Source organism: Parafrankia colletiae (assembly GCF_001854655.1).
GTDB classification, from domain to species: Bacteria; Actinomycetota; Actinomycetes; order Frankiales; family Frankiaceae; genus Parafrankia; species Parafrankia colletiae.
In genome coordinates this window covers 1-20,773 of sequence record NZ_MBLM01000161.1, presented here as the reverse complement: position 1 = coordinate 20,773, position 20,773 = coordinate 1, and the positions used below count along the sequence as shown (strand labels likewise).

Annotated in this window: 17 protein-coding genes; 7 read left to right on the top strand and 10 right to left on the bottom strand. The window is 70.4% G+C overall.

What is annotated here, in order from left to right; translation table 11 throughout:
• Positions 1-11: 11 nt before the first annotated feature.
• Entirely contained in the window at positions 12-2,681 is a 2,670-nt protein-coding gene (locus tag CC117_RS29745) for a VWA domain-containing protein (RefSeq protein WP_131803159.1), read from the bottom strand.
• 811 nt (positions 2,682-3,492) lie between these two features.
• Here CC117_RS29745 and CC117_RS29740 point away from each other — a divergent pair.
• Entirely contained in the window at positions 3,493-5,049 is a 1,557-nt protein-coding gene (locus CC117_RS29740; RefSeq protein WP_071090403.1) for a 3' terminal RNA ribose 2'-O-methyltransferase Hen1, read from the top strand.
• Positions 5,046-7,895, top strand: a complete 2,850-nt coding sequence (locus CC117_RS29735) for a polynucleotide kinase-phosphatase (protein WP_071090400.1) — start codon at positions 5,046-5,048, stop codon at positions 7,893-7,895. The genes CC117_RS29740 and CC117_RS29735 overlap by 4 nt, the downstream gene beginning before the upstream one ends.
• 105 nt (positions 7,896-8,000) lie before the next feature.
• Here CC117_RS29735 and CC117_RS29730 read toward each other — a convergent pair whose 3' ends face one another.
• Positions 8,001-8,432 (bottom strand): transglycosylase SLT domain-containing protein, encoded by a 432-nt coding sequence (locus CC117_RS29730; protein WP_071090397.1) that lies wholly within the window; start codon positions 8,430-8,432, stop codon positions 8,001-8,003.
• Between the two features lie 607 nt (positions 8,433-9,039).
• Positions 9,040-9,504: a TetR/AcrR family transcriptional regulator gene (locus CC117_RS39520; RefSeq protein ID WP_407673611.1), complete on the bottom strand. Its 465-nt coding sequence runs from the start codon at positions 9,502-9,504 to the stop codon at positions 9,040-9,042.
• On the opposite strand from CC117_RS39520, the gene CC117_RS29720 reads away from it, so the two are divergent.
• Positions 9,479-10,462, top strand: a complete 984-nt coding sequence (locus CC117_RS29720) for an MFS transporter (protein ID WP_198542033.1) — start codon at positions 9,479-9,481, stop codon at positions 10,460-10,462. The genes CC117_RS39520 and CC117_RS29720 overlap by 26 nt on opposite strands.
• Before the next feature lie 52 nt (positions 10,463-10,514).
• On the top strand, positions 10,515-11,315 hold the full coding sequence (locus tag CC117_RS29715) for an SDR family NAD(P)-dependent oxidoreductase (RefSeq protein WP_071090450.1): 801 nt from the start codon (positions 10,515-10,517) through the stop codon (positions 11,313-11,315).
• A gap of 63 nt (positions 11,316-11,378) precedes the next feature.
• On the opposite strand, the gene CC117_RS29710 is transcribed toward CC117_RS29715, so the two are convergent.
• Positions 11,379-11,576 (bottom strand): hypothetical protein, encoded by a 198-nt coding sequence (locus CC117_RS29710; protein WP_071090394.1) that lies wholly within the window; start codon positions 11,574-11,576, stop codon positions 11,379-11,381.
• Complete coding sequence (locus tag CC117_RS29705) at positions 11,573-12,448, bottom strand: helix-turn-helix domain-containing protein (RefSeq protein ID WP_071090448.1); 876 nt, start codon at positions 12,446-12,448, stop codon at positions 11,573-11,575. Before CC117_RS29705 ends, CC117_RS29710 begins: the two co-directional genes overlap by 4 nt.
• Positions 12,449-12,742: 294 nt before the next feature.
• On the opposite strand from CC117_RS29705, the gene CC117_RS29700 reads away from it, so the two are divergent.
• Positions 12,743-13,663: an alpha/beta hydrolase gene (locus CC117_RS29700; protein ID WP_071090391.1), complete on the top strand. Its 921-nt coding sequence runs from the start codon at positions 12,743-12,745 to the stop codon at positions 13,661-13,663.
• 68 nt (positions 13,664-13,731) lie between these two features.
• Here the strand turns inward: CC117_RS29700 and CC117_RS29695 are convergent, their stop codons facing one another.
• Both CC117_RS29695 and CC117_RS29690 read right to left on the bottom strand, forming a co-directional pair.
• Positions 13,732-14,403 carry a response regulator transcription factor gene (locus CC117_RS29695; protein ID WP_071090388.1) on the bottom strand — a complete coding sequence of 224 codons (672 nt, stop codon included), beginning with the start codon at positions 14,401-14,403 and terminating at the stop codon, positions 13,732-13,734.
• Positions 14,400-15,581, bottom strand: a complete 1,182-nt coding sequence (locus CC117_RS29690; protein WP_071090385.1) for a sensor histidine kinase — start codon at positions 15,579-15,581, stop codon at positions 14,400-14,402. The genes CC117_RS29695 and CC117_RS29690 overlap by 4 nt, the downstream gene beginning before the upstream one ends.
• Before the next feature lie 114 nt (positions 15,582-15,695).
• Between CC117_RS29690 and CC117_RS29685 the strand changes: the two genes are divergently transcribed.
• On the top strand, positions 15,696-16,472 hold the full coding sequence (locus CC117_RS29685) for an ABC transporter ATP-binding protein (protein ID WP_071090382.1): 777 nt from the start codon (positions 15,696-15,698) through the stop codon (positions 16,470-16,472).
• A complete protein-coding gene (locus CC117_RS29680; protein ID WP_071090378.1) occupies positions 16,469-17,272 on the top strand; it encodes an ABC transporter permease in 804 nt (267 codons plus the stop codon). The genes CC117_RS29685 and CC117_RS29680 overlap by 4 nt, the downstream gene beginning before the upstream one ends.
• Before the next feature lie 930 nt (positions 17,273-18,202).
• Here CC117_RS29680 and CC117_RS29675 read toward each other — a convergent pair.
• The 3 genes from CC117_RS29675 to CC117_RS40740 form a co-directional block, all read right to left on the bottom strand.
• Positions 18,203-19,744: an MFS transporter gene (locus CC117_RS29675; protein ID WP_071090374.1), complete on the bottom strand. Its 1,542-nt coding sequence runs from the start codon at positions 19,742-19,744 to the stop codon at positions 18,203-18,205.
• A gap of 92 nt (positions 19,745-19,836) precedes the next feature.
• Entirely contained in the window at positions 19,837-20,037 is a 201-nt protein-coding gene (locus tag CC117_RS37680) for a hypothetical protein (RefSeq protein ID WP_071090371.1), read from the bottom strand.
• A complete protein-coding gene (locus CC117_RS40740) occupies positions 19,998-20,642 on the bottom strand; it encodes a saccharopine dehydrogenase NADP-binding domain-containing protein (RefSeq protein ID WP_157905477.1) in 645 nt (214 codons plus the stop codon). The genes CC117_RS37680 and CC117_RS40740 overlap by 40 nt, the downstream gene beginning before the upstream one ends.
• Positions 20,643-20,773 lie beyond the last annotated feature (131 nt).

Below are 20,773 nucleotides of genomic sequence, written 5' to 3'. Positions count from 1 at the left end.
CACCGGGTCCGTCAGTCGGAGAGATCGTCGAAGGTGTGCTGGGGGTACGAGGAGAAACCGGGCGGCGGGCCCTGCGGCCGGGACGACCGCTTCGGCCGGCCCGGCCGCCACGTCCCCCGGGGCGGCTTCGCCGCGACCGGGTCGGGACCCGCACGGCCCGGGTCGGACGATCGAATGATCGTCGTCTCGTCGTACGGGTCGCCCTCGAACCCCACGCCGCCGCTGGCCGCCGCGCCGGTCTGCCCGGAGCCGCCCGGCGTCGCACCGCTGGGAATCCCGCCGCCGAGATAGCTGTCGCCGCGGTCCTCTCCCGACGAGCGGTAGTCACCGGCCCCCTCGTAGGGGTCGTCCACACCGGGTCCGGGGGGGAACGCGCCCGGCGAGGTCGTGGCCTCGGCCACCACCAGCGTCAGACCGCCCTCGATCGGCACCGGCAGCTGGTTCAGCAGCTCCTGCACCTGGTGGCTCGGTGTCCGCAGCAGCAGAACGCGGTGCCTGTTGCGGGTCACCACGTAGCCGGTGCCACCGTGCGCGTAGTCCAGCCGCGGGGTCGTCCCGGTCGCATCGTGCACGACGAACGCGAACCGGCCGCCGGTGTCCCGCCGGGCCCGCAGCTCGCCGACCTGCGCGCCGTCGCGGAAGATGCGGACCGTGACGTTGCTGACGTCGCCCGCCTCCCGGGCGGCCCGCAGCCGCCAGGCGGCGAAAAGCACCAGCGTGAGCACGAGCGCCCCGAGCAGCACCAGCAGCCACCAGAAGCGGTCCAGCCAGGAGGGTGGCTCCCGGACCTCCGCCCGGAGGACGGCCCAGGCGATCGTTCGGGCTGGATCGCCGGCGTCGACGAGGACCGCCGTGCCACCGGTCCGGCCCCGCACCGAGTCCTCGGCGAAGGTGACGGTGAAACGGTGTTCTGAACGGCCCCGCCGGGTGCTGGTGATGGTCGGCGGATCGATCACCGCGTTCACGCCGGTGACGAGGTACTGCAGCTGCAGGGAGAGGGTGTGGGCGTGACCGTCGATGTTGTCGATCACGACCGTGCCGGACAGCGACTCCCCGGGTGCCACCGTGCCGTCGCTGTCGAACTTCATCGACGCGGTCAGGGGAGCGGGCCCGTTCTGGATGACCGTCTGGGCATCGACGGACGCTCCCACCACACCCGGGCCGACGACCGTGCCGCGGATCGTCAGGTTCCCGGTCGCGTCGGGCGGAATGGCGATCCGGCCGCTGAAGACGGCGTCGCCCTCCTGCGCGTCACCGCCCGTGCCGTCGTCGACCAGGCTCACCTGCTCCTCGTCGAAGCCCGCGCCGGAGACCTGTGCGCCGAACCGGATACCGTCCAGCGTGCGCGGGTCCTTGATCTCCCCGTCGCGGGTCTGCAGCCGCACTGTGATCACGGCGTCCTGCCCGGGCCCCGGGACCGGCGGGTCGAGGAGGACCACTGCCCGCAGCACCCCCTGCCACATCGCGGCGGCGCCGACGGTCTGCTCGGACGAGAGGCCGTCCGGGGCCGTGAACCGGACCTTCCAGGTCCCCGGCCGCGGGTTCTGCACCCGTAGCGACTCCACCGTGCCGTTGGGGGTGCTCCGGGTGAAGACGGAACGGTCGAACTCCTCCCTGTCGCTGACGTCGTTGTTCTCCGGGTCGATGTAGGCCACCCGGACCCGCGGGTCGCCCTTGACTGCCACGATGACCCCGTCGGTGCTGATCTCGGGGATCTCGACCTCCACCTCGGCCGAGGATCCGGGCTGCAGTTCGTCTGTCTCGAAGCCGGTCGTCCGAGCGCAGTTGGCATTGCCGATGGCCTCGAACAGCGAGCGCGTCACCTCGCTCAGGGAGGTCGCGAGCCTGGCTTTGGGCTGGTATTCCTCCAGGTCACTGCAGGTCTGCTGAGCACCTCCGGCGGCGAAGGCATCGAGGGCCGCCTTGTCCGCCGAGCCGAATCCGAGCGGCCAGATCTGCACACCGTTCTCTCTGGCCCTGGCCACCGCGACGGAAAGCTGGCGGCCTGCCTCGGTGTTGCGCGCTGCCGGCGCTCCGTACTGCGGGCTGTTCGGCACGTCGAGACGGCCGTCGGTGAGCAGGAAGATGAGCGAGGAACTGTCGTCCCGGGCCGGCCCGAGAATGCTCAGCGCCTGGCCGATGGCCGCGGCGTGGTCGGTGTCGTTACCCTCCGATGGTTCCCGGCGATGCAACCCGTCGATGCACGTGACCAGCGACTGCTGTTTCTCCGGATCGGCCTTCGTCAGCGGGCAGTACGTCTGGACGGCCTGCTGCCCCTGTTCACCGTTCGAGCTGCCGAAGCCGACCACCGCGATTTCCGAGTCGGGAGTCAGCGCGCTGAAGGCGAGCAGCTCGACGGCTTCCTTCTCCTGCCGCACCGCCTCGRCATCGAGACTGCCGGACTCGTCGGCGATGATGACCGCACRCACGGCACGCGGCTCGATGTTCTCCGCGGAACCGGCGGTGACCGGAGCCGCTCCCGCAGCGGGAGTCGTGGTGGCAGCGGTGTCGGTGGCGGAGACGCCCGCGCCCGTGTCCGGGGTCGCCGCGCGGGGCGCCGCCGTCGCCGGCACCCCGACCGCCGCCGCGCACAGAAACGCGAGGGCGACGGCCACGACACGCCACGACAGACGTCTGGGAAGGCCGACTCTTTTCGGGTTCTCCGGCGATTGAAGCGTCACGTGGGCACGACTCCCCCAAGCCATGTTGCCAAATCCCTCGGCTACGCGGAAACATCCGACCGGCAGAATTGACCGCGTACCGAGCCATCGCCGCTCGACCACCCGACTACCCGACAGCGGCCGGTGTTCGGATCCACCGTCTCCGGACGACGGACGGGAGGCCTAATGACGCAGCCAACCCTAGCGAACCGTAACGCCAATCGACCATGGATTGAAGCAGGCAGGTCTATGACACCGGCCGGACACAGCGGCACCGCATCACCCCGGCAACCAACTACCAACAGTGACCATGCGAACGCACTATTTTCTCCATGCTGGACCATCCACCATCGAGCACCCCGAGCCCCGGCCACCCACCACAACCATTTCGCTACCAGAGATCAGAAGGTTCCCACCGAAGGGGCCGGAGGAACCAGAAAGGAACGCAACGTATATCGGTCGCCTACATGCAGCTACCTCCGGGAGGGTCGAAGGGAATTCGCCCCGGCCGCAGGCCGCGATTGCCGCCAATTCCGTATTTTGACGTGGAAACAATCAGCGACCTATCCCCGTGCACATACCCACCCAGGCGCACAGCGCGGTTCACGTGACAGGCGGCTCCGTCGCGGCAGTGAGATCGGCGAGCAGGACGGGGGACGAGTTCCTCGTCGATCCGCCGCGCGTGGCGTTCCAGGGCCGGGGCRCAGGCCCTGGTCGCAGGACGCGTCGGCCGGGCGGCCCGTCAGCGGGYCGCCCTCGACCAGCGCCAGGGCTGCAGGGGTCCCGCGAAATCGGGGCGACGGACGGGGTTCGGGTCCGGAAGAATCGCGAGGTGCTGCTTGCCGTGTCGACGACCCACCGTCCCGCCACCGATCTGGGGTTCCTGCTCCACAAGCATCCGGACAAGGCGCAGCGGTTCGATACCGCCGCCGGGAGCGCGCATGTCTTCTACCCGGAGGCGACCGAGGAGCGTTGCACCGCGGCGCTGTTGCTGGAGATCGACCCCGTCGGGCTGGTCCGTAACAGGCAGGCAGGTCCCGCGGGCAGGCGCGGCGGTGGGGGCGGGGCGGATGCGGCCCAGTACGTCGACGACCGGACGTACGCGGCGTCCAGTCTGCTTGCCGTCGCGATGGCGGCGGTGTTCTCGACGGCGATGGCGGGACGCTGCAAGGCCCGGCCGGAGCTGGCCGCGACCGCGCTGCCACTGGAGATCAGGCTGCCGTCCCTGCCCTGCCGGGCCGGCGGCGCCGATCTCGCCAGACGGCTGTTCGAACCGTTGGGGTGGCAGGTCGCGGCCGTCCCGCTCCCGCTGGACCCGCGGTTCCCGGAGTGGGGCGACGCGCCACACCACGACGTCACGCTCACCGGGACTCTCCGGCTCGCCGACGCGCTCACCCAGGTCTACGTCCTGCTGCCGGTCCTCGACGACGCGAAGCACTACTTCGTCGGACGGGACGAGATCGACAAACTCCTCCGTGAGGGGGCCAGCTGGCTGCCGGGGCATCCGGAACGGCAACTGATCGCCAGGCGCTATCTCGCTCACCGCCGGGCCCTGGCCACCACGGCGCTCACCCAGCTCGCGGCCGTCGACGACCTCGCGGCCGACACCCTCGGCACCGGCTTCGAGCCCGGCCTGGTCGCGACCGAGGCAGAAGTGGCCGAGACAGAAGTGGCTGAGGCGGAAGTGGCCGAAGCAGAGGTACCCGAGACGGAAGTGGCCGAGGTGGGCGCCGAGGGCACGAGCGGCGACGTCGGCGAGACGCGGCCGCCGTCGTTGGCGGAGCTGCGGCGGCGGGCGATCCTCGCGGTGCTGCGCGCCTCGGACGCACACCGGGTCGCCGACGTCGGGTGCGGCGACGGCAAGCTGGTCGCGAGACTGCTCGCCGAGCCGAACTTCACCGAGGTCATCGCGGTCGATGTCTCCCACCGCGCGCTGGAACTCGCCGCGCGGCGGCTGCGGATCGAGCGGATGCCCGACCAGGTCCGCGCCCGGCTACGCCTGATCGTCTCGTCGCTGACCTACCGGGACAGCCGCCTCACCGGCCTGGACGCGATCGTGCTCTCCGAGGTCGTCGAGCACGTCGACCCGCCCCGGCTGCCCGCGCTCGCCGAGGTGGTGCTGGGCCACGCGCAGCCCCGCCTGGTGATCGTCACGACGCCGAACATCGAGTACAACATCCGGTACGAGGGCCTGCCGTCCGGTGCGCTGCGGCACCGCGACCACCGTTTCGAGTGGACGCGGGACGAGTTCGCCACCTGGGTCGGCGGCCTCGTCGCCCGGTACCCCTACACGGCCAGGCTCGGTGGAGTCGGCATCGATGATCCGCAGGTCGGCCAGCCCACGCAACTGGCGATCCTCGAACGGCTGCCGGCGGGAGAAGGCCGATGAGCACACCGACAGGCGACCGTCCCCTGCCGGGGGTCGACGCTCCGCAGGCGCCGTTGACCATTCCCGAGATCTGCCTTGTCGTCCTCGTCGGCGTCACCGGCTCCGGAAAGTCGACCTTCGCCGGGGCGCATTTCCGTCCGACGCAGGTGCTGTCGTCCGACGCCTGCCGGGGGCTCATCGCGGACGACGAGAACGACCAGGCCGCGACCCCCGACGCGTTCGACGTCCTGCACTACATCGCCGGTAAGCGGCTCGCCGCCGGGCGGCTCACGGTTGTCGACGCGACGAACGTCCAGCGCGCGTCCCGTGCATCCCTGATCGAGCTGGCCAGGTCGCACGACGTGCTGCCGGTCGCGATCGTCCTCGACGTGCCGGAGTCGGTCTGCCTGGCGCGCAACGCGACGCGGCCCGACCGTGACTTCGGCCCGCATGTTGTCCGCCGGCAGCAGGCCGAGCTGCGGCGCTCGCTGCGCGGCCTGGCCCGAGAGGGGTTCCGGCGGGTCCACGTCCTGCGCTCGGAGGCGGAGATCGCCGCCGCGACGATCGAGTACACCCGGCTGCTGACCGACCGGCGCGACGTCGCCGGGCCGTTCGACGTGATCGGCGACGTCCACGGCTGCCGCGCCGAACTCGAGCAGCTCCTGACCAGGCTCGGCTACGCCCTGCGCCGTGACGACGCGGGACGGCCGGTCGGCGCGAGCCATCCGGACGGTCGGCGCGCGGTCTTCGTCGGTGACCTGGTGGACCGCGGCCCGGACACGCCCGGCGTCCTGCGACTGGCGATGGGGATGGTCGCCGCGGGCGAGGCGTTCGCCGTCCCGGGCAACCACGAGAACAAGCTCGTCCGGGCGATGCGCGGAAAGAAGGTGACCATCGGCCACGGCCTCGCGGAATCACTGCGGCAGCTCGGCGAGGAAAGCGACGAGTTCCGCACCGAGGTCGACCGGTTCTGCGACGGGCTGGTCTCCCACCTGGTGTTCGACGAGGGCCGCCTGGTCGTCGCGCACGCCGGGCTGAAGGAGGCGTACCACGGGCGGGCGTCGGGCCGGGTGCGCTCGTTCGCGCTCTACGGCGACACCACCGGTGAGACCGACGAGTACGGGCTCCCTGTCCGCTACCCGTGGGCACGGGACTACCGGGGAAAGGCGATGGTGGCCTACGGTCACACGCCCGTCCCCGAGCCCGAGTGGGTGAACAACACGATCTGCCTCGACACCGGCTGCGTCTTCGGTGGACGGCTGACCGCACTGCGGTATCCCGAGCGGGAACTGGTCTCCGTGCCGGCGGCGCAGGTCTACTTCGAGCCGATCCGCCCCATCACCGGCCCGGTGCCACCCGAGTCGCCGCTCTCCGCGGGGTCGCCACTTCCGGCCGGGTCGCCTCCAGCAACCGGATCACCGGCGTCAGCCGAGACACTGCTGTCAGCCGAGACACCGGTGTCAGCCGAGGCGCTGCTCTCGTCCTTCCCGTTGCTGTCACCGTCGGAGCCGGCGCCGTCGGCGCGCACAGTCCCGATGGGCGCGGTCCCCGTGGGCGCGGGCCTGGAGATCCTGGACGTGACCGACGTCCTCGGCCGGCGGATCGTCGAGACGAGGCACGGCGGCAGGGTACAGGTGCGGGAGGAGAACGCCCTCGCCGCTCTGGAGGTGATGAGCCGCTTCGCCCTCGACCCGCGCTGGCTCGTCCACCTGCCGCCGACGATGAGCCCGCCACCCACCTCGAAGCTCCCCGGCCTGCTCGAACACCCGGCGGACGCCTTCGAGGCCTACCGGGCCGACGGCGTCGAGGACCTGCTGTGCGAGCAGAAGCACATGGGCTCCCGGGCGATCGCCGTCGTCTGCCGGGACGAGGCGGTCGCGGCTACCCGGTTCGGCGCCACCGACGGCACCACCGGCGCGGTGTTCACCCGGACCGGCCGGCCGTTCTTCGACCGCGACCGCACCGAAGCACTGCTCGCCCGGCTGCGGGCCGCGATGACCGCCAGCGGGCTGTGGGCCGAGACCGGCGCCGGCTGGGCGGTGTTCGACGCGGAGATCATGCCGTGGAGCGCGAAGGCCCAGGACCTCATCCGCCGGCAGTACGCCGCCGCCGGGGCAGCCGCCCGCGCCGCGCTGCCCGTCGCCGTCGACGCGCTCACCCAGGCGTCGGCCCGCGGGATCGACGTCGGTGACCTGCTGGACCGCACCCGTGGACGGGCCGCGAACGCCGCCGCGTTCACCGCCGCCTACCAGCGCTACTGCTGGCCGGTGGACGGCCTCGACGGGGTCCGGTTCGCGCCGTTCATGCTGCTGGCGACAGGACCGGCACCGCAGGACGCCGCGAACGCCGCGAGCGGCCCGGGTTGGGGCGGTTCGTGGCCGGCCGGCACGACCCACGTGGGACGGGACCATCTCTGGCACCTCGGCGTCGCCGACCGACTGGCGGCCGCCGACCCGGACCTCATCGTCACCACGGAACGGATCCAGGTGGACGCGGGCGACCCGGCCTCGGTCGCCGCCGGGATCGGGTGGTGGGAGGCCCTGACCGCCGCCGGCGGCGAGGGAATGGTCGTCAAACCGCTGGCCGGGCTGGCAAAGGGAAAACGCGGCCTGGCCCAGGCCGGCGTGAAGGTGCGTGGCCGGGAGTATCTCCRCATCATCTACGGCCCCGACTACACCGAGCCCTCGAACCTGGAGCGGCTGCGTTCCCGCGCCCTGGGACGCAAGCGCTCGCTGGCTTTCCGGGAGTACGCCCTCGGACTGGAAGCGCTGGAACGCGCAGCGGCCGGCGAACCGCTCTGGCGGGTCCACGAGTGCGTCTTCGCGGTGCTCGCGCTGGAGTCGGAGCCCGTCGACCCCCGGTTGTGAGGGGCACTTCGTGCGTCGCATGAGCGGCAGGCGGAGGGCCTCCCCGGGGTGGGGAGGCCCTCCGTGCGTCCGTGCTCGGGCACGGTTCGGCTTCAGTCAGCCGGTCTAGCCGCGGCCGAGGTACTTCAGGTAGGCGCCGTTGGTGTAGGTCGACCAGGCGGTCGGCCCCTGCATGGAGCAGACCTTCTTGGCGGCGGCGGCGTTGGCGGAGGGGTCGTACAGGTTGGTGCTCTTGGTCCAGGGGTGGGCCCAGGTGTTGATCTGCCAGAGGCCGCGGGAGTCCTCGATGCTGGTGGCCAACCGGGCGCTGGGGTTGCCACCGGACTCGGCCAGCGCGATGGCGACCCAGGTGGAAGTCGGTACGCCACGGCAGCCGGACAGGCCCGCGCTCTCGGCGGCCTGGGCGATGGAGGCGTCGGAGGCGGCGCTGGCCGGAGAGGCAGCCATCATCCCGAGGCCGRTGGCCACGGCCCCCGCCACGGTGACGGCGGCGAGACGGTTGCGCAGGCTGCTCTTGGCGGTGCGTCGGATCGACAAGAAGAATACTTTCCCACGTCACCTACGGAGGCCCGAAAAGGGTACGCGAGCCCTCTGGCCGACAGGCCTGGCTCACAGCGGTGAATGCTTTATCGCATCCGCCCGGCACAACCCTGGAGGGGTTCTCCGTTTCTGCCCCGCGAAAATGGGAGACGACATGCACCGGGACCATGGGCAGAATTCGGCATCGGCCCGGTGTTCACGTCCCGGCTGGTTTCGTGCTCCGACCGGAACGGGTACAACGTTAGACAGGATCTTGACTCGAAGGCAAACACTCAGCGTCACCAGAAACGATCCCGGTCGCTGACTTTGCGCATTTTCCGTTCACCCACAGCCAGATCAGCAGACGAATTGTGACCAGCGTCACGTACCGGACAACCGTGAGATGCCGGAAGCGTGGCCGGTCCGCGTCGCGGAGTGAGGAGCAGACCGGCGGTAGTGAGAACGAAGCCGGCCCAGACGGTGGACAGAGTTTGCTGCCGGCCACTCCGATCAGCACGAGGAGCGCCAGTACGCCGCCGTCTGGCCGACCGGGTGGGAGCGCTCGGCGGGCGGCTGCGGCTCGAGAGCCCGGCCGGCGCGTGGAGGGAACGGAGACCGAGCTGGGCTAGTCGACACTCACCAGGCGCCGGATGCTCTCGACGACGATCTCACGGCACCGCGCGCGACTCGGGCGGCGTACCAGCGCCAACTCGGGCGTGTGCAGGTGCCAGCTCATCGAGAGCGCCCGGACCTCGGTGAGCAGTTCCAGAGGCGAGTACGCCGTCGTCAGCTGGCCGGACTTCTGCGCCTCCTCGATCTTCGTGAGCTTCGCGATGTTGGACTCCACGATGGCGGGCAGCTTGCCGTCGGCCCGCTCGAGGCCGTACCAGGTCGTCAGGCGCAGCGTGTTGGGGTAACGCTCGTAGAGGTCGAAGGCGCGGCCGGCGTAGCCGGGCAGGTCGGCCGCGTCGAACTCGACCTCGTCGACGAAGGCGAGTACGCGGTTGGCGAAGACGGCGTCGAACAGCTCGTCCTTCGCGCCGAAGTACTTGTAGATCATCGCCTTGTTCGCCGACGCCGTCTCGGCGATGCGGTCGACGCGGGCGCCGGCGATGCCGTGCGTCGCGAACTCCGCCTCCCCGCGCTACCTGCCCGAGACTGAGCGGCAGCCCGGGCGCGTCGACATCCTCGGGGCGCTGACCATCACTATGGGCATGTCGGCCCTGGTCTACGGCTTGGTCGAGGCCGCCGAGACCGGATGGGGCAGCGCACGCACCGTCGTCCCGCTCGCCGCAGCGGTCGCGCTGATCATCGTCTTCGTGCTCGTCGAGCTGCGCCGACAGCAGCCGATCGTCCCCCTGCGGCTCTTCGCGAGCGCCCAGCGCACCGGCGCCTACCTCGGCCGCGTCCTCATCGTCGGCGCGATGTTCTCCACCTTCTACTTCCTCAGCCAGTACCTCCAGAATGTCCGCGGCCTGGGCCCGCTGGCCACTGGCGTCGCCTACATCCCGATGACGGCGATGTTCTTCGCGATGGTCTACGTCGTCCGCTACCTTGCGCCACGCATCAGCAAGCCCGTCCTGCTGGTCGCCTCGCTCACCGTGGCGCTGGTCGGCATGGCCTGGYTCGGCCAGATCGACGCCGGCACGGCATACCTGCCGTGGGTCCTGTTGCCCCTGCTCGTCCTCGGGGCCGGCCAGGGCATTGCGATCATCCTTCTCACCGACTTCGGCATGGCCGATGTCGAATCCACCGACGCCGGTGCGGCCTCGGGCCTCGTCAACACCGCCCACCAGCTCGGCGGCTCCATCGGCCTCGCCCTGCTGACCGTCGTGTACGGCGCCGCCGTGCACCACGACCCGGCCCCCGCGGCCGTCACCGCAGCCCACGGCTACGCCACGGTCTTCCAGGTCGCGACAGCCTTCTACGCCCTGGCCGTGGTCGTCGGACTGGTCATCCTCGCCGCCCAGCGGCGGCACACCTCCCAACAGGCCGCCGTACTCGCCCCTGCCGCCGCCCTGGTCGCCGTCTCTGACCGAGCCGCATGAGAAGGCCCGTTCGCACTCCACTCCACACACAGATGCCTAAGGAGGCATGCAGATGAACCTCAACCTCAGGAACAAGCGCGCTCTCGTGACCGGCTCCAGTGCCGGGCTGGGGCAGGCGACCGCGAAGCTGCTCGCCGGTGAAGGAGCGGCCGTGGTCGTCCACGGCCGGGACAGGACCCGGGCTGAGGCCGTCAGGGAGGAGATCCGTGCCGACGGCGGCAGTGCTTCGGTAGCGCTCGGAGACCTCTCCACCGACGACGGGGCGGCTGACGTGGCCCGTGCAGCGCTGGCTGACGGACCCATCGACATCCTCGTCAACAACGCCGGCTTCTACCGCCACGTCTCCTGGGCCGACGCGACACCCCAGGAATGGGCCGACACGTACAACGTGAATGTCGTCTCCGGCGTCCGGATGATCCGACACCTCGTGCCCGCGATGCGTGACCGTGGATGGGGACGCGTGATCACGATCGGTGGTGGCCTCGCGATCCAGCCGATGAACACCCACCCTCAGTACAACGCCACTCTTGCCGCCCGGCACAACCTGGCAGTGTCGCTCGCTCGCGACCTGAAGGGCACCGGCGTCACGTCCAACGTCGTATCGCCCGGAGCCATCCTGGTTGAGGCGACAAGGGAACTTGTGACAAGCATCGGCCCCTCGCGTGGCTGGGGCCACACCTGGGACGAAATCCAGGCGAACGCTGTTGAGGCGCTGATCCCCAACGATCACGGCCGCTTCGGCAGGCCGGAAGAGATCGCTGCTGCCGTCGCGTATCTGTGCAGCGACTACGCCGAGTACGTGAGCGGCGCAACCATCCGAGTGGACGGAGGTCTGATCCGGTCTGCCTTCTAGTGGCGAACCCTGCCGGTCTCGGCACCAGCCTCGGTGTAGCAGGCCGTAGGCCCGTGGCCCCCGCTACGGGCCTACGGGCGCCGGGTCGATTCTGATCGTCGCGGCACGAGCCTGCGGGCTCGCGACGAGGGCGTCGGACACCGGTCCGTACCTGTCGCGGAAGGCGGCGTCGAGCCCGACGGGCGGTTCGAGACCGCTGGTCGTGAGCAGGGTGTAGGTCTCGGCGAGCAGGGCGAGGTCTTCGGGTGCCCAGGTGCTCATCGGCTCCGGTCCTCTGTTCGTTCGGTGCTGGGCTGCTCCGCGGTCCAGGAAGTGAGGATGCGCAGGGCGTCGTGGGAGGGGCTGCCGGGTTCGGCGGTGAGGACCATCAGGCGTTGTCCGGAGCCGTCGGGGCTGGCCCAGGTGTCGCAGTCGAGGGTGAGGTCGCCCACGAGGCGGTGCCGGTAGCGCTTCGTGCCATAGCTGGCGCTACTGACGCGGTGCTCGGCCCACCAGGTGCGGAAATCGGGGTCCTGGACGGACAGCTCCCCGACGAGGCGGGCGAGTTCCGGGTCGTCGGGATCGGCGGCGGCCTCCGTGCGCAGCGCGGCGACCGCTTCGCGGGCGTCGTGTTCCCAGTCCTGGTGCATCTCGCGGAGCACCGGGTTCGTGAACAGCAGGTTCACGTAGTTGCGGCGAGCCGGTGAGAGCGACGAGAAGTCGGTGTAGAGAGCGGCTGCCGCCGGGTTCCAGCCGAGGATGTCCAGGCGTTTACCGAGGACCAGCGCGGGCGTCTGGGTGAGCTGGTCCAGCAGCCGGCGCATGGCAGGCCGTACGCGCTGGGCCGGACGGCGCCGGTGCGGCCGGGCGTCGCTCCTGCCCGCGAGCTCGTACAGATAGCTCTCCTGGTCGTCGTTGAGGCGCAGGGCGCGGACGAGGGTGGCGAGCACGGGTGCGGAGGCCCGGACGCGGCCCTGTTCGAGCCGGGTGTAGTAATCCACGCTGATCGCGGCGAGCTGGGCGACCTCCTCGCGACGCAGCCCCGCGACCCTGCGCGTGGAGTCCGTCACGGAAAGGCCGCATTCCCGCGGATCCAGCTGTGCCCGGCGGGCCTTCAGGAAGGCGCCGAAGTGGGAGGGGGATGCCGAGTTCATGGTCTCCAGTGTGCGGTTTCCGCCGCGGACACGGCACATGTGTGAGGGGGCAGGTTCCTTCCCGGGCAGAGACCTTCCTCTTTGCCGCGGTGTGGGCCGGGGTCGATGGTGGAGACACCGCGGACAGGGTGTGCTGAACGAGCACTTCACCGGGTTCCTGGCGAATCATCGGGTCATTGACTGATTCCCGCCCGGCCTCGTCGGCACATAGTCGGCGGCAGAGGAACCAACTATGCACCTGCCGCACAGGATGGCAGGCGCATTGTGACTGATCGACAAGGGAGAGCTGTTCTCATGGCCAGGACCAGCGTCACGTTCGACAGCGCCGGTATCGGGATCGTCGCGCACCTCCACGTTCCCGACAGCCCGGTCGACGGCCCGCTTCCGGCGCTGGTGGTCGGTCACCCCGGTACCGGGGTGAAGGAGCAGACGTCCGGTACCTACGCGCAGCTGATGGCCGAGCGGGGGTTTGTGGCCCTGGCTTTCGACGCCGCCTACCAGGGTGAGTCCGGTGGTCTGCCGCGCGGTCTGGAGGACCCCGCCCAGCGGGTGGAGGACTTCAAGGCCGCCGTCTCCTACCTCACCACCCGGCCCGAGGTCGACGCCGACCGGGTCGGCCTGCTGGGCGTGTGCGCCTCCGGCGGTTACTCGCTCGCCGCCACCAGCGGCGACCACCGGGTCAGGGCCGTGGCGACGGTGTGCACCGCCGAACCCGCCCGCCAGTTCCGTTACGGCGCCGACGGCACCCAGGACCCGGCCGTCTTCCAGTCCCTGCTGGACGCCTCCGCCCAGGCCCGCACGGCCGCCGCCCGCGGCGAGGACCCCGGTGTGATGACCATGTTCCCCGAGACCGCCGCACAGGCCGGCGCACTCGGCGGCCAGCACGGCGTCGAGGGCTGGGAGTACTACTGCGGCCCCCGCGGCTACCACGAGCGCTCGGCGAAGTTCCTGGCCTGGGAGAGCATCGACAGGATGGCCTCCAGTGACGTCTTCTATGCCGTCCCGCTGATCGGCCCCCGCCCGATCCTGCAGATCCTCGGCGAGCGCGCCGTCACCGCCTGGATGGGTCTGGAGGCCCACCGGCGCGYCACCGGCCCCGCGGAGATCCACTGGATCAGGGGCGCCAGCCACGTCGACCTCTACGACAGGCGCGAGTACATCGACCTCGCCGTCGACAAGCTCACCGACTACTTCACCACCAATTTGAACAAGTGACCGGCCTCGCCCCCCGAGGCAATCTGTTCCCGGCCGCATCCGATGAATTCACGAGCGGGCGCGGGCGGTCATGGTGCGCCAGGTCGCACGAGTCCGGACTCGTAGGCGGTGATGACGGCCTGGGTGCGGTCGCGGGCATCGATCTTGGCGAGAATGCTGCTGACGTGGGTCTTGACGGTTTCGTTGCTGATGTATAGCCGGGCGGCGATCTCGGGGTTGGAATGGCCGGCCGCGAGCATCCGCAGGACGTCGACCTCGCGGGCGGTGAGCTGGGTGAGCCGTTCGGGCCGGACGCGGGGCCGGACGCGGGCGAACTCGTCGATGAGGCGTCGGGTGACGTCGGGGGTGAGCAGGGCATCACCGCGGGCGACGACGCGCACGGCGTCGAAGAGCGTCGTGGCCGGCACGTCCTTGAGGAGGAAGCCGCTGGCTCCCGCCGAGAGCGCGTCGTAGACGTACTCGTCGAGGTCGAACGTCGTCAGAACGATCACTCTGGGTACGGGTACGAGCGTCGTGGTGATGCGGCGAGTGGCGGCGATGCCGTCGAGGACGGGCATCCGGACGTCCATCAGGACGACGTCGGGGCGGTGCGCGCCCGCGGCACGGACAGCGTCCTGCCCGTCGCGTGCGGTACCGACGACGGCGATGTCGTCGCGGGTCTCGAGCAGCGCGGAGAACCCGGCCCGGACGATCTCGTCGTCGTCGGCGATCAGCACCCGGATCGGTATCGGCGCGGTCATCGGTCCTGTCGCAGGGGAAGCTCCGCGACGACGGTGAACCCACCGTCGGGGACAGGCCCGTGGCGCAGGGTCCCGCCGACGGCCTCGACCCGCTCGCGCATGCCGACCAGACCGAGCCCGGTCCCGTCGGTGGACCCGACCGGGCCTCGACTTCCGTTGTGGATCGTCAGGCGGAGCAGGCCCGGGGCGCGGTCGACAGCGACGTCCACCTCCGCGCCGGGAGCGTGGCGGCGGGCGTTCGTGAGGGACTCCTGGATCACCCGGTAGGCGACGAGGTCGATGTCGGCGGGGATCGGGGCGGCGGGTCCGCCCACCGTGACCGCGACCGGGGTGCCGTGGCCGCGAGCGGCCTCGACGAGCGCGTCGAGCTGGCCGAGACCCGGGCGAGGTGCGAGCGTCGACTCGGGCTGACCGCGTCCGGTGCCCTCGGGCTGCGAAGCGGGCGAGCGGATCACCCTGAGGATGGTGCGCATCTCGGTGAGTGCGGTGCGGGCGGACTCGCCGATCGCCGCCAACCGGGTGGCGGCGAGCTCAGGCAGGTCGGGTGTCGTGTACCGGGCGGTCTCGGCCTGGATCGCGATGTGCGAGATGTGGTGGGCGACCACGTCGTGGAGCTCACGTGCGATGGCTGTGCGGTCGGTCAGGAGGAGGTGCTCGCGCAGCGCGGACATGTGCGCCACGGCGAGCGCCTCGTGTTCGGAGATGATCGCGCTTCGGCTCCGCAGGAGCCGGCCGAAACCGAGCGCTCCCGCGACGACGGCGAGGAGCAGGTAGGTGGCGGCTCCCGCATCCGAGCCGTTGAACGGGGACACGGCGTTCACGAGGAACAGGGCGCCGACGACACCGATGTCGACCGCCCTCAACCGGTAGGCCGCCACCCCGTACACGACCATCAGACCGGCCCCGGCAGCGACGGGAATCGGGTAGCCCTGTGGGAAGAACCATCCCAGGGCCGCGGCCGTGGCGACCACCGCCGCCGTCCGCGGGAAGCGGACGGCGAACGCGACAGGAACGACGATCGCGATCGATGTCAGGAACCGGTCGTCGAATCCGGCCTGGGCCGATGCCGCGATCAGGAGCGCTCCCGATGCACCGATCCACGGCCACCGCATCGCCAGGGCGCGCGTCAGCCGCTCCTCGACGCCCCCGCCGATCGTCGGGAGAACTCGTGTGCTCATCGCCGACCAGTCTGTCCGGCCGGACGGAGGCCGCGCATCGCTCTCGTGGGGGAGGCCCACAACCGCTCCCGCGGGGGATCCGCCGCCACTGCGGTCGTCCCTACCGTCCAACCCATGCGATCCGACCTCCCCCCACCCGGCCTGACGTTCGAGGCGCTGACGAAACGGTTCGGCACCGTGGTCGCCCTCGACGACGTCACGTTCACGGTGCCACCAGGCGCGGTCACCGCGCTCGTGGGCCCGAACGGCTCCGGCAAGACGACCCTGATGCGTATCGTGCTCGGGCTGGCCAGTCCGACCGCGGGCCGCGCCCTTGTCGCCGGCCAGCACTACCGGCACCTCCACAACCCGCTGACCAGGATCGGCGCGCTGCTCGACGCAACCGCCGTGGATCCCGGCCTGACCGGCCGTACCCACCTTCGCTGGCTGGCTGCCGCCGGCGGCATCCCCACGGGCCGGGCAGACGCGCTGCTCGAGTACGTCGGCCTGAGCGCCGCAGCCCGACGCCGGGTCGGCGGATGGTCGCTCGGGATGAAGCAGCGACTCGGTGTCGCCGTGGCCCTTCTCGGCGATCCGCCGATCCTGATGCTCGACGAACCCATGAACGGACTCGACCCCGAAGGCATGGTCTGGTTCCGCGGCCTGGTGAGAAACCTGCGAGACGAAGGCCGGACCGTCCTTCTGTCGTCACACCTGATGCGGGAGCTCGAAGGCATCGCCGACCGTGTCGTCGTGATCCACCACGGCCGGATCGCCGCCGACGCGGGCATCGACTCGCTGCTGGCCGAAGAGGTCGACACCAGCGGCCCCCCGAGCCTCGAAGACGTCTACCTCCGACTCGTCACCTCACCCGAGCAGGTCGTCACCGCACCCGAGCAGGTCCGTCCATGACGTCGGCTGCGGTACGACGCCCGCGGCCGAGCATCGTGCGGGCCGAGTGGATCAAAATCCTCGGCAGCCGCGGCACGCTCGTCGCGTTCGGCCTCCTCGCCACGCTCCCGGTCGCGTTCTCCGCGCTCGTCGTCGCGAACACGCCCTCCACCGACCCGCCCGGCGTGCCCGGCGACGACGACATCGTCGCCAACACGCTCGTCGGCGTCCTCGTCGGCGCCGTCGTCGCCGCTGTCGTCGGCGCGACCTCGATCGGAAACGAAGAACGCTCGGGCATGATCTCGACCACCTACACCGCGACGCCTCGTCGCCACCGGGTCATCCTCGCCAAGGCGTTCGTCGCCGTCACGACCACCCTCGTCATCGGCGTCGTCTCGTCCTGCGTCTCCTACCTGGTGGCTCGCCCGCTCCAACGAGGCCAGGGCTACGTCGCCCCCAGCTACCCCGAACCCGACCTGCTCAGCGTGGCACCGCTGCGAGCGATCGTCGGCACCGGACTCCTGACCGCCGCTGTCGCCCTCTACGCCGTCGGCATCGCCACCGTCGTGCGGCGGACCTCGATCGCGATCCCGCTGGTGGTCGCCACGCTCCTCCTACCCGGGCTGCTCGCCACCAGCGACCGCATCCAGGAGTTCGTCGGGCGTTGGACACCGTTCGCCGGCTTCTCCGTCCAGCACACTGTCCAACGCCCCGACTACCACGCCGGCCCCTGGCACGGCCTGGGCGTCACCGTGGCCTACGCCGTTCTCACCGTCGCGGTCAGCCTGGTGCTCGCCCGCCGCCGCGACACCGCCCATTGACGTGGCGTGACATTCTCCGCCTATCGCCACTTCTCCGCCGGTCACCCACACTGCCCCTAGCTGCCCTTTCATGCCCAGCACTACTGCCATTTCATGCCCAGTACTACATGACAGCAATCCGTCCTGTCGTGGTTTCGTGAGTCGCGGGGCGGGCATCTTCCCCCCCAGTCATCCTCTTCTGGTCTGCATTTCCGACGACACGTTATATCGCCAGTCGCCGCCAAGGTGGAGACGCTTGCCGGCCGAGAAGACCCGGATCAGTGTTCGGGGCCGGGCCATCCGCTCTCGATTGGAGATCCAGACGTGATCAAGAAGATCGTTACCGTTTGCACATTCGCCCTGATGTCAGCCCTGTTCATACTTGCCGCAAATCCTGCATCTGCGACCAATGTGGGACCAAGCTTCAGCTCCAGGGAGGGCTGCGTTGCATACGGAAACACGCCGCCTCTTGACCAGGACTGGTCCTGCGCTTTTGTAGGCGACCGGTGGGATTACTTCTATAATCCCTAGTTCCTGGGGACCGGTGCGCGTTTCGGATGAGGGATGACGGATGACGGTGGAGCAGGAGCTGGAGTCATCACGTCACGTGACAGACTTCCAGCTCCCTCCCATCGAATCATGCATGCGGTTCGGGTGCCCAGGCGACAGCAGGTGAGGCCRTGTAGGCGGCCGATCAACCGGCTCGTGCCTGCAGCTGCGTGGCCGTGCGGATCAGCCCGGCGAGGGCGAGGGAGCGGCTGTGCGCGGGCCAGGCGATGTGGGTGACGACGCCCCGACGATCTTCAGTGGCGCGCCGGTGCCGAGCGCGTTGAGAATGGGCGCGTCACCACGTTGAGAATGGGCGCGTCACCACACGGTCCGGCTCGCCGGCTGACCGCCCCCCGGGTCGGGGAGGGCGGGGCTGTCCGTGCCCGGCCGGCCGCGGGCCGGTCAGCCGCCGCCCTCGATCGCGGCGGACTGCACCGCGGCGAGGTTCACCTTCTCGCCGCGGCCGTCCTCACGGAACAGCAGCAGCGCGGCCAGCACCCCGACGACCATGGTCACCGCAGTGATGACAAAGCCGAGTTTGAACCCCTCGGTGAGCGCGGTCGCCGCCGCGTCACCGGCGCGGACCGCGTCGGCCGTCCGGTTCTCGGCGAGCGTCGCGATGACCGCGAAGCCGAGCGCCCCCCCGACGTACCGGCTGACATTGAGCAGCGCTGCGGCGATGCCCGTGCTCTCCGCGGGCACGCCCGTCACCGCGGCAATGTTGATCGGGACGAACAGGATCGCGAACCCGAGGCTGACCACCACCGACGGAAGGATGATGTTCATGCCCAGGCCGCCGTCCGGCGAGATCCCGGCGAACAGCAGCAGACCGCCCGCGACGATCGCGCAGCCGATGGCGACGACGGCACGGATGCCGATCTTCGGGACGAGCAGCGGGCCGACCGGCGCGGCGACCAGCAGCGTCACGGCGAGCGGCAGGTAGGCCAGGCCGGTCTTCAGCGGGGAGTAGTTCAGTACCTCCTGCGCGTACAGGGTGACGAAGAACAGCATCGCCCACAGCGCGACCGCGACGAGCGCCTGGACCGCATTGGCGCCGGACACCGAACGGTTGCGGAACAGCGAGAACGTCATCAGCGGCTCGGCCGCGACGAACAGCTCGTGGACGACGAAGTAGACGAGGATCGCGACGGCGCCGGCGAGCAGGCCGATCGTCCGCCCGGACCCCCAGTCGTGCTCGCTGGCCTGCAGGACCGCGTAGATCAGCAGCGCGGTGCCGGCGGTGGCGACCAGCGCGCCGACGACGTCGAAGCGGTGCGACCGGGTCGCGCGGTCCGCCGGCAGGTAGCGGTTGGCACCGGCCAGGATGAGCGCGCACACCGGCACGTTCAGCAGGAAGATCCACCGCCAGCCAGGCCCGGAGACGAGCACGCCGCCCAGCACCACGCCCAGAGCGCTGCTCACCCCGGCGGTGGTGCCCCAGACCGCCAGCGCCTTGTTGCGCGCCGGGCCCGCCGGGAAGATCGACGCGATCATCGCCAGCGTCATCGGGATGGTGAACGCTCCGGCCAGGCCCTGCAGCGCCCGCGTGGCGATGAGGCCGCCCGCTCCCTGCGACAGGCCCGCGGCGAGCGAGGCGACCAGGAACAGGGCGATTCCCCCGACGAATATCCTCCGCTGGCCGAACACGTCACCGGTTCGGCCGCCGAGCAGCAGGAAACCACCGAACGCCACCGTGTACGCGTTCACCACCCACGGCAGGTCACCCAGGGTGAAACCGAGGTCGTCCTGGATGCTGGGCAGCGCGACGTTCACGATCGTGATGTCGAGGGTTTCGAGCATCGCCGCGATACACAGCAGGGTGAGCGCGATCGTGTGCACGGACGTCCACACGAACTCCCCGGCATTCAAGGACGCGGGGTTCGGAGATGCGGGATTCGGAGATGCGGGCCGCACCGCCGCCGCAGCCTCCTGTTTTTCCGTCATGAGTCGGGAATCCCTTTCGAGTGGGTGGCACCGGTCTGCGGGCCGCGGGCCCGGGCGGTCGTGCTCCCGCCCGGGCCCGCGGCCGGTGCGCGCTACCGCGCGGCAGGTGAGTCCGCCGGCTCCTCCACGTTCCAGGAGTAGACGTGCGGAATGAGGGCGTCGAGGAAGTCCGCGGCGTCGAACGCCTGCGCGGGGGTCAGCACACCGGGATCGGGCGGCTGGGCGAGCAGCCTGCGCACGCCCTCCGCCGCGATCACCGCGGTCGACCCGTAGATGTCGTGGCCCTGCAGCACACCGCGGGCGCGCCGCCCGTCGACACCGGTCGCCTCCGCGACGATGGTGAACCCTGCCGCCGGACGGCGGGTGCCCTCCGGTCCCTCCGGGAGGTTGTCGATGATGGTCGCGACGGTCTCGGCGGGCAGCTGGAGCAGCTGCAGGAACTCCGGCGTGACGACACTGGCGCTGATGAGACCGACAGCCGCTCGGTCAGCACGTGCCGGGGGACGGGGACGACGTAGAAACCGGTGGCGGGGAGAACGGTCACCCCGGCGTCCTCGGCGGCGTCGGAGAACTCGTCGAAGATCTTCTTCACGAACAGCTGCTCGGCGGTCGTGTCGAGATAGTGCGTGCCCGCCTCGATCGCGGCCCGGACCACCGGTTCACCCACCAGCGTGAACGGGCCCGCCACGTTGACGACGGCCTCGCTGCCGCGGAACGCGTCCGCCAGGGCCGCCGGGTCGTCGACACCGACCTGACGTATCCCTATCTCGACCTCCCGGCCGTCGACGGAATCACCGGGCTCCCTATCACCCAGCTCCGTCGCCAGCGCCCGCAGCCGTTCACCGTCGCGGCCGGCCAGYACGACGGAAAATCCCCGGCGCCGAAGCTCGGCGGCCACCAGTCGTCCGGTGAGCCTTTTCCATCCTGACGTTTCAAGCGGCTTCGGTTGAGAGGATGTGGATGGCCTGGGCGGTTGCTGCGACGCGGCGGGGGCAGCCGCGGTAGCGATCGAGGATGTGCCAGTTCTTG

Coding starts and splice junctions, on each gene's coding strand:
- CC117_RS29695 (WP_071090388.1), bottom strand. CDS start 14,403: ATGACCGCGCCGATACCGATCCGGGTGCTGATCGCCGACGACGACGAG.
- CC117_RS29685 (WP_071090382.1), top strand. CDS start 15,696: ATGCGATCCGACCTCCCCCCACCCGGCCTGACGTTCGAGGCGCTGACG.
- CC117_RS29680 (WP_071090378.1), top strand. CDS start 16,469: ATGACGTCGGCTGCGGTACGACGCCCGCGGCCGAGCATCGTGCGGGCC.
- CC117_RS29710 (WP_071090394.1), bottom strand. CDS start 11,576: ATGAGCACCTGGGCACCCGAAGACCTCGCCCTGCTCGCCGAGACCTAC.
- CC117_RS29675 (WP_071090374.1), bottom strand. CDS start 19,744: ATGACGGAAAAACAGGAGGCTGCGGCGGCGGTGCGGCCCGCATCTCCG.
- CC117_RS29715 (WP_071090450.1), top strand. CDS start 10,515: ATGAACCTCAACCTCAGGAACAAGCGCGCTCTCGTGACCGGCTCCAGT.
- CC117_RS29705 (WP_071090448.1), bottom strand. CDS start 12,448: ATGAACTCGGCATCCCCCTCCCACTTCGGCGCCTTCCTGAAGGCCCGC.
- CC117_RS29690 (WP_071090385.1), bottom strand. CDS start 15,581: ATGAGCACACGAGTTCTCCCGACGATCGGCGGGGGCGTCGAGGAGCGG.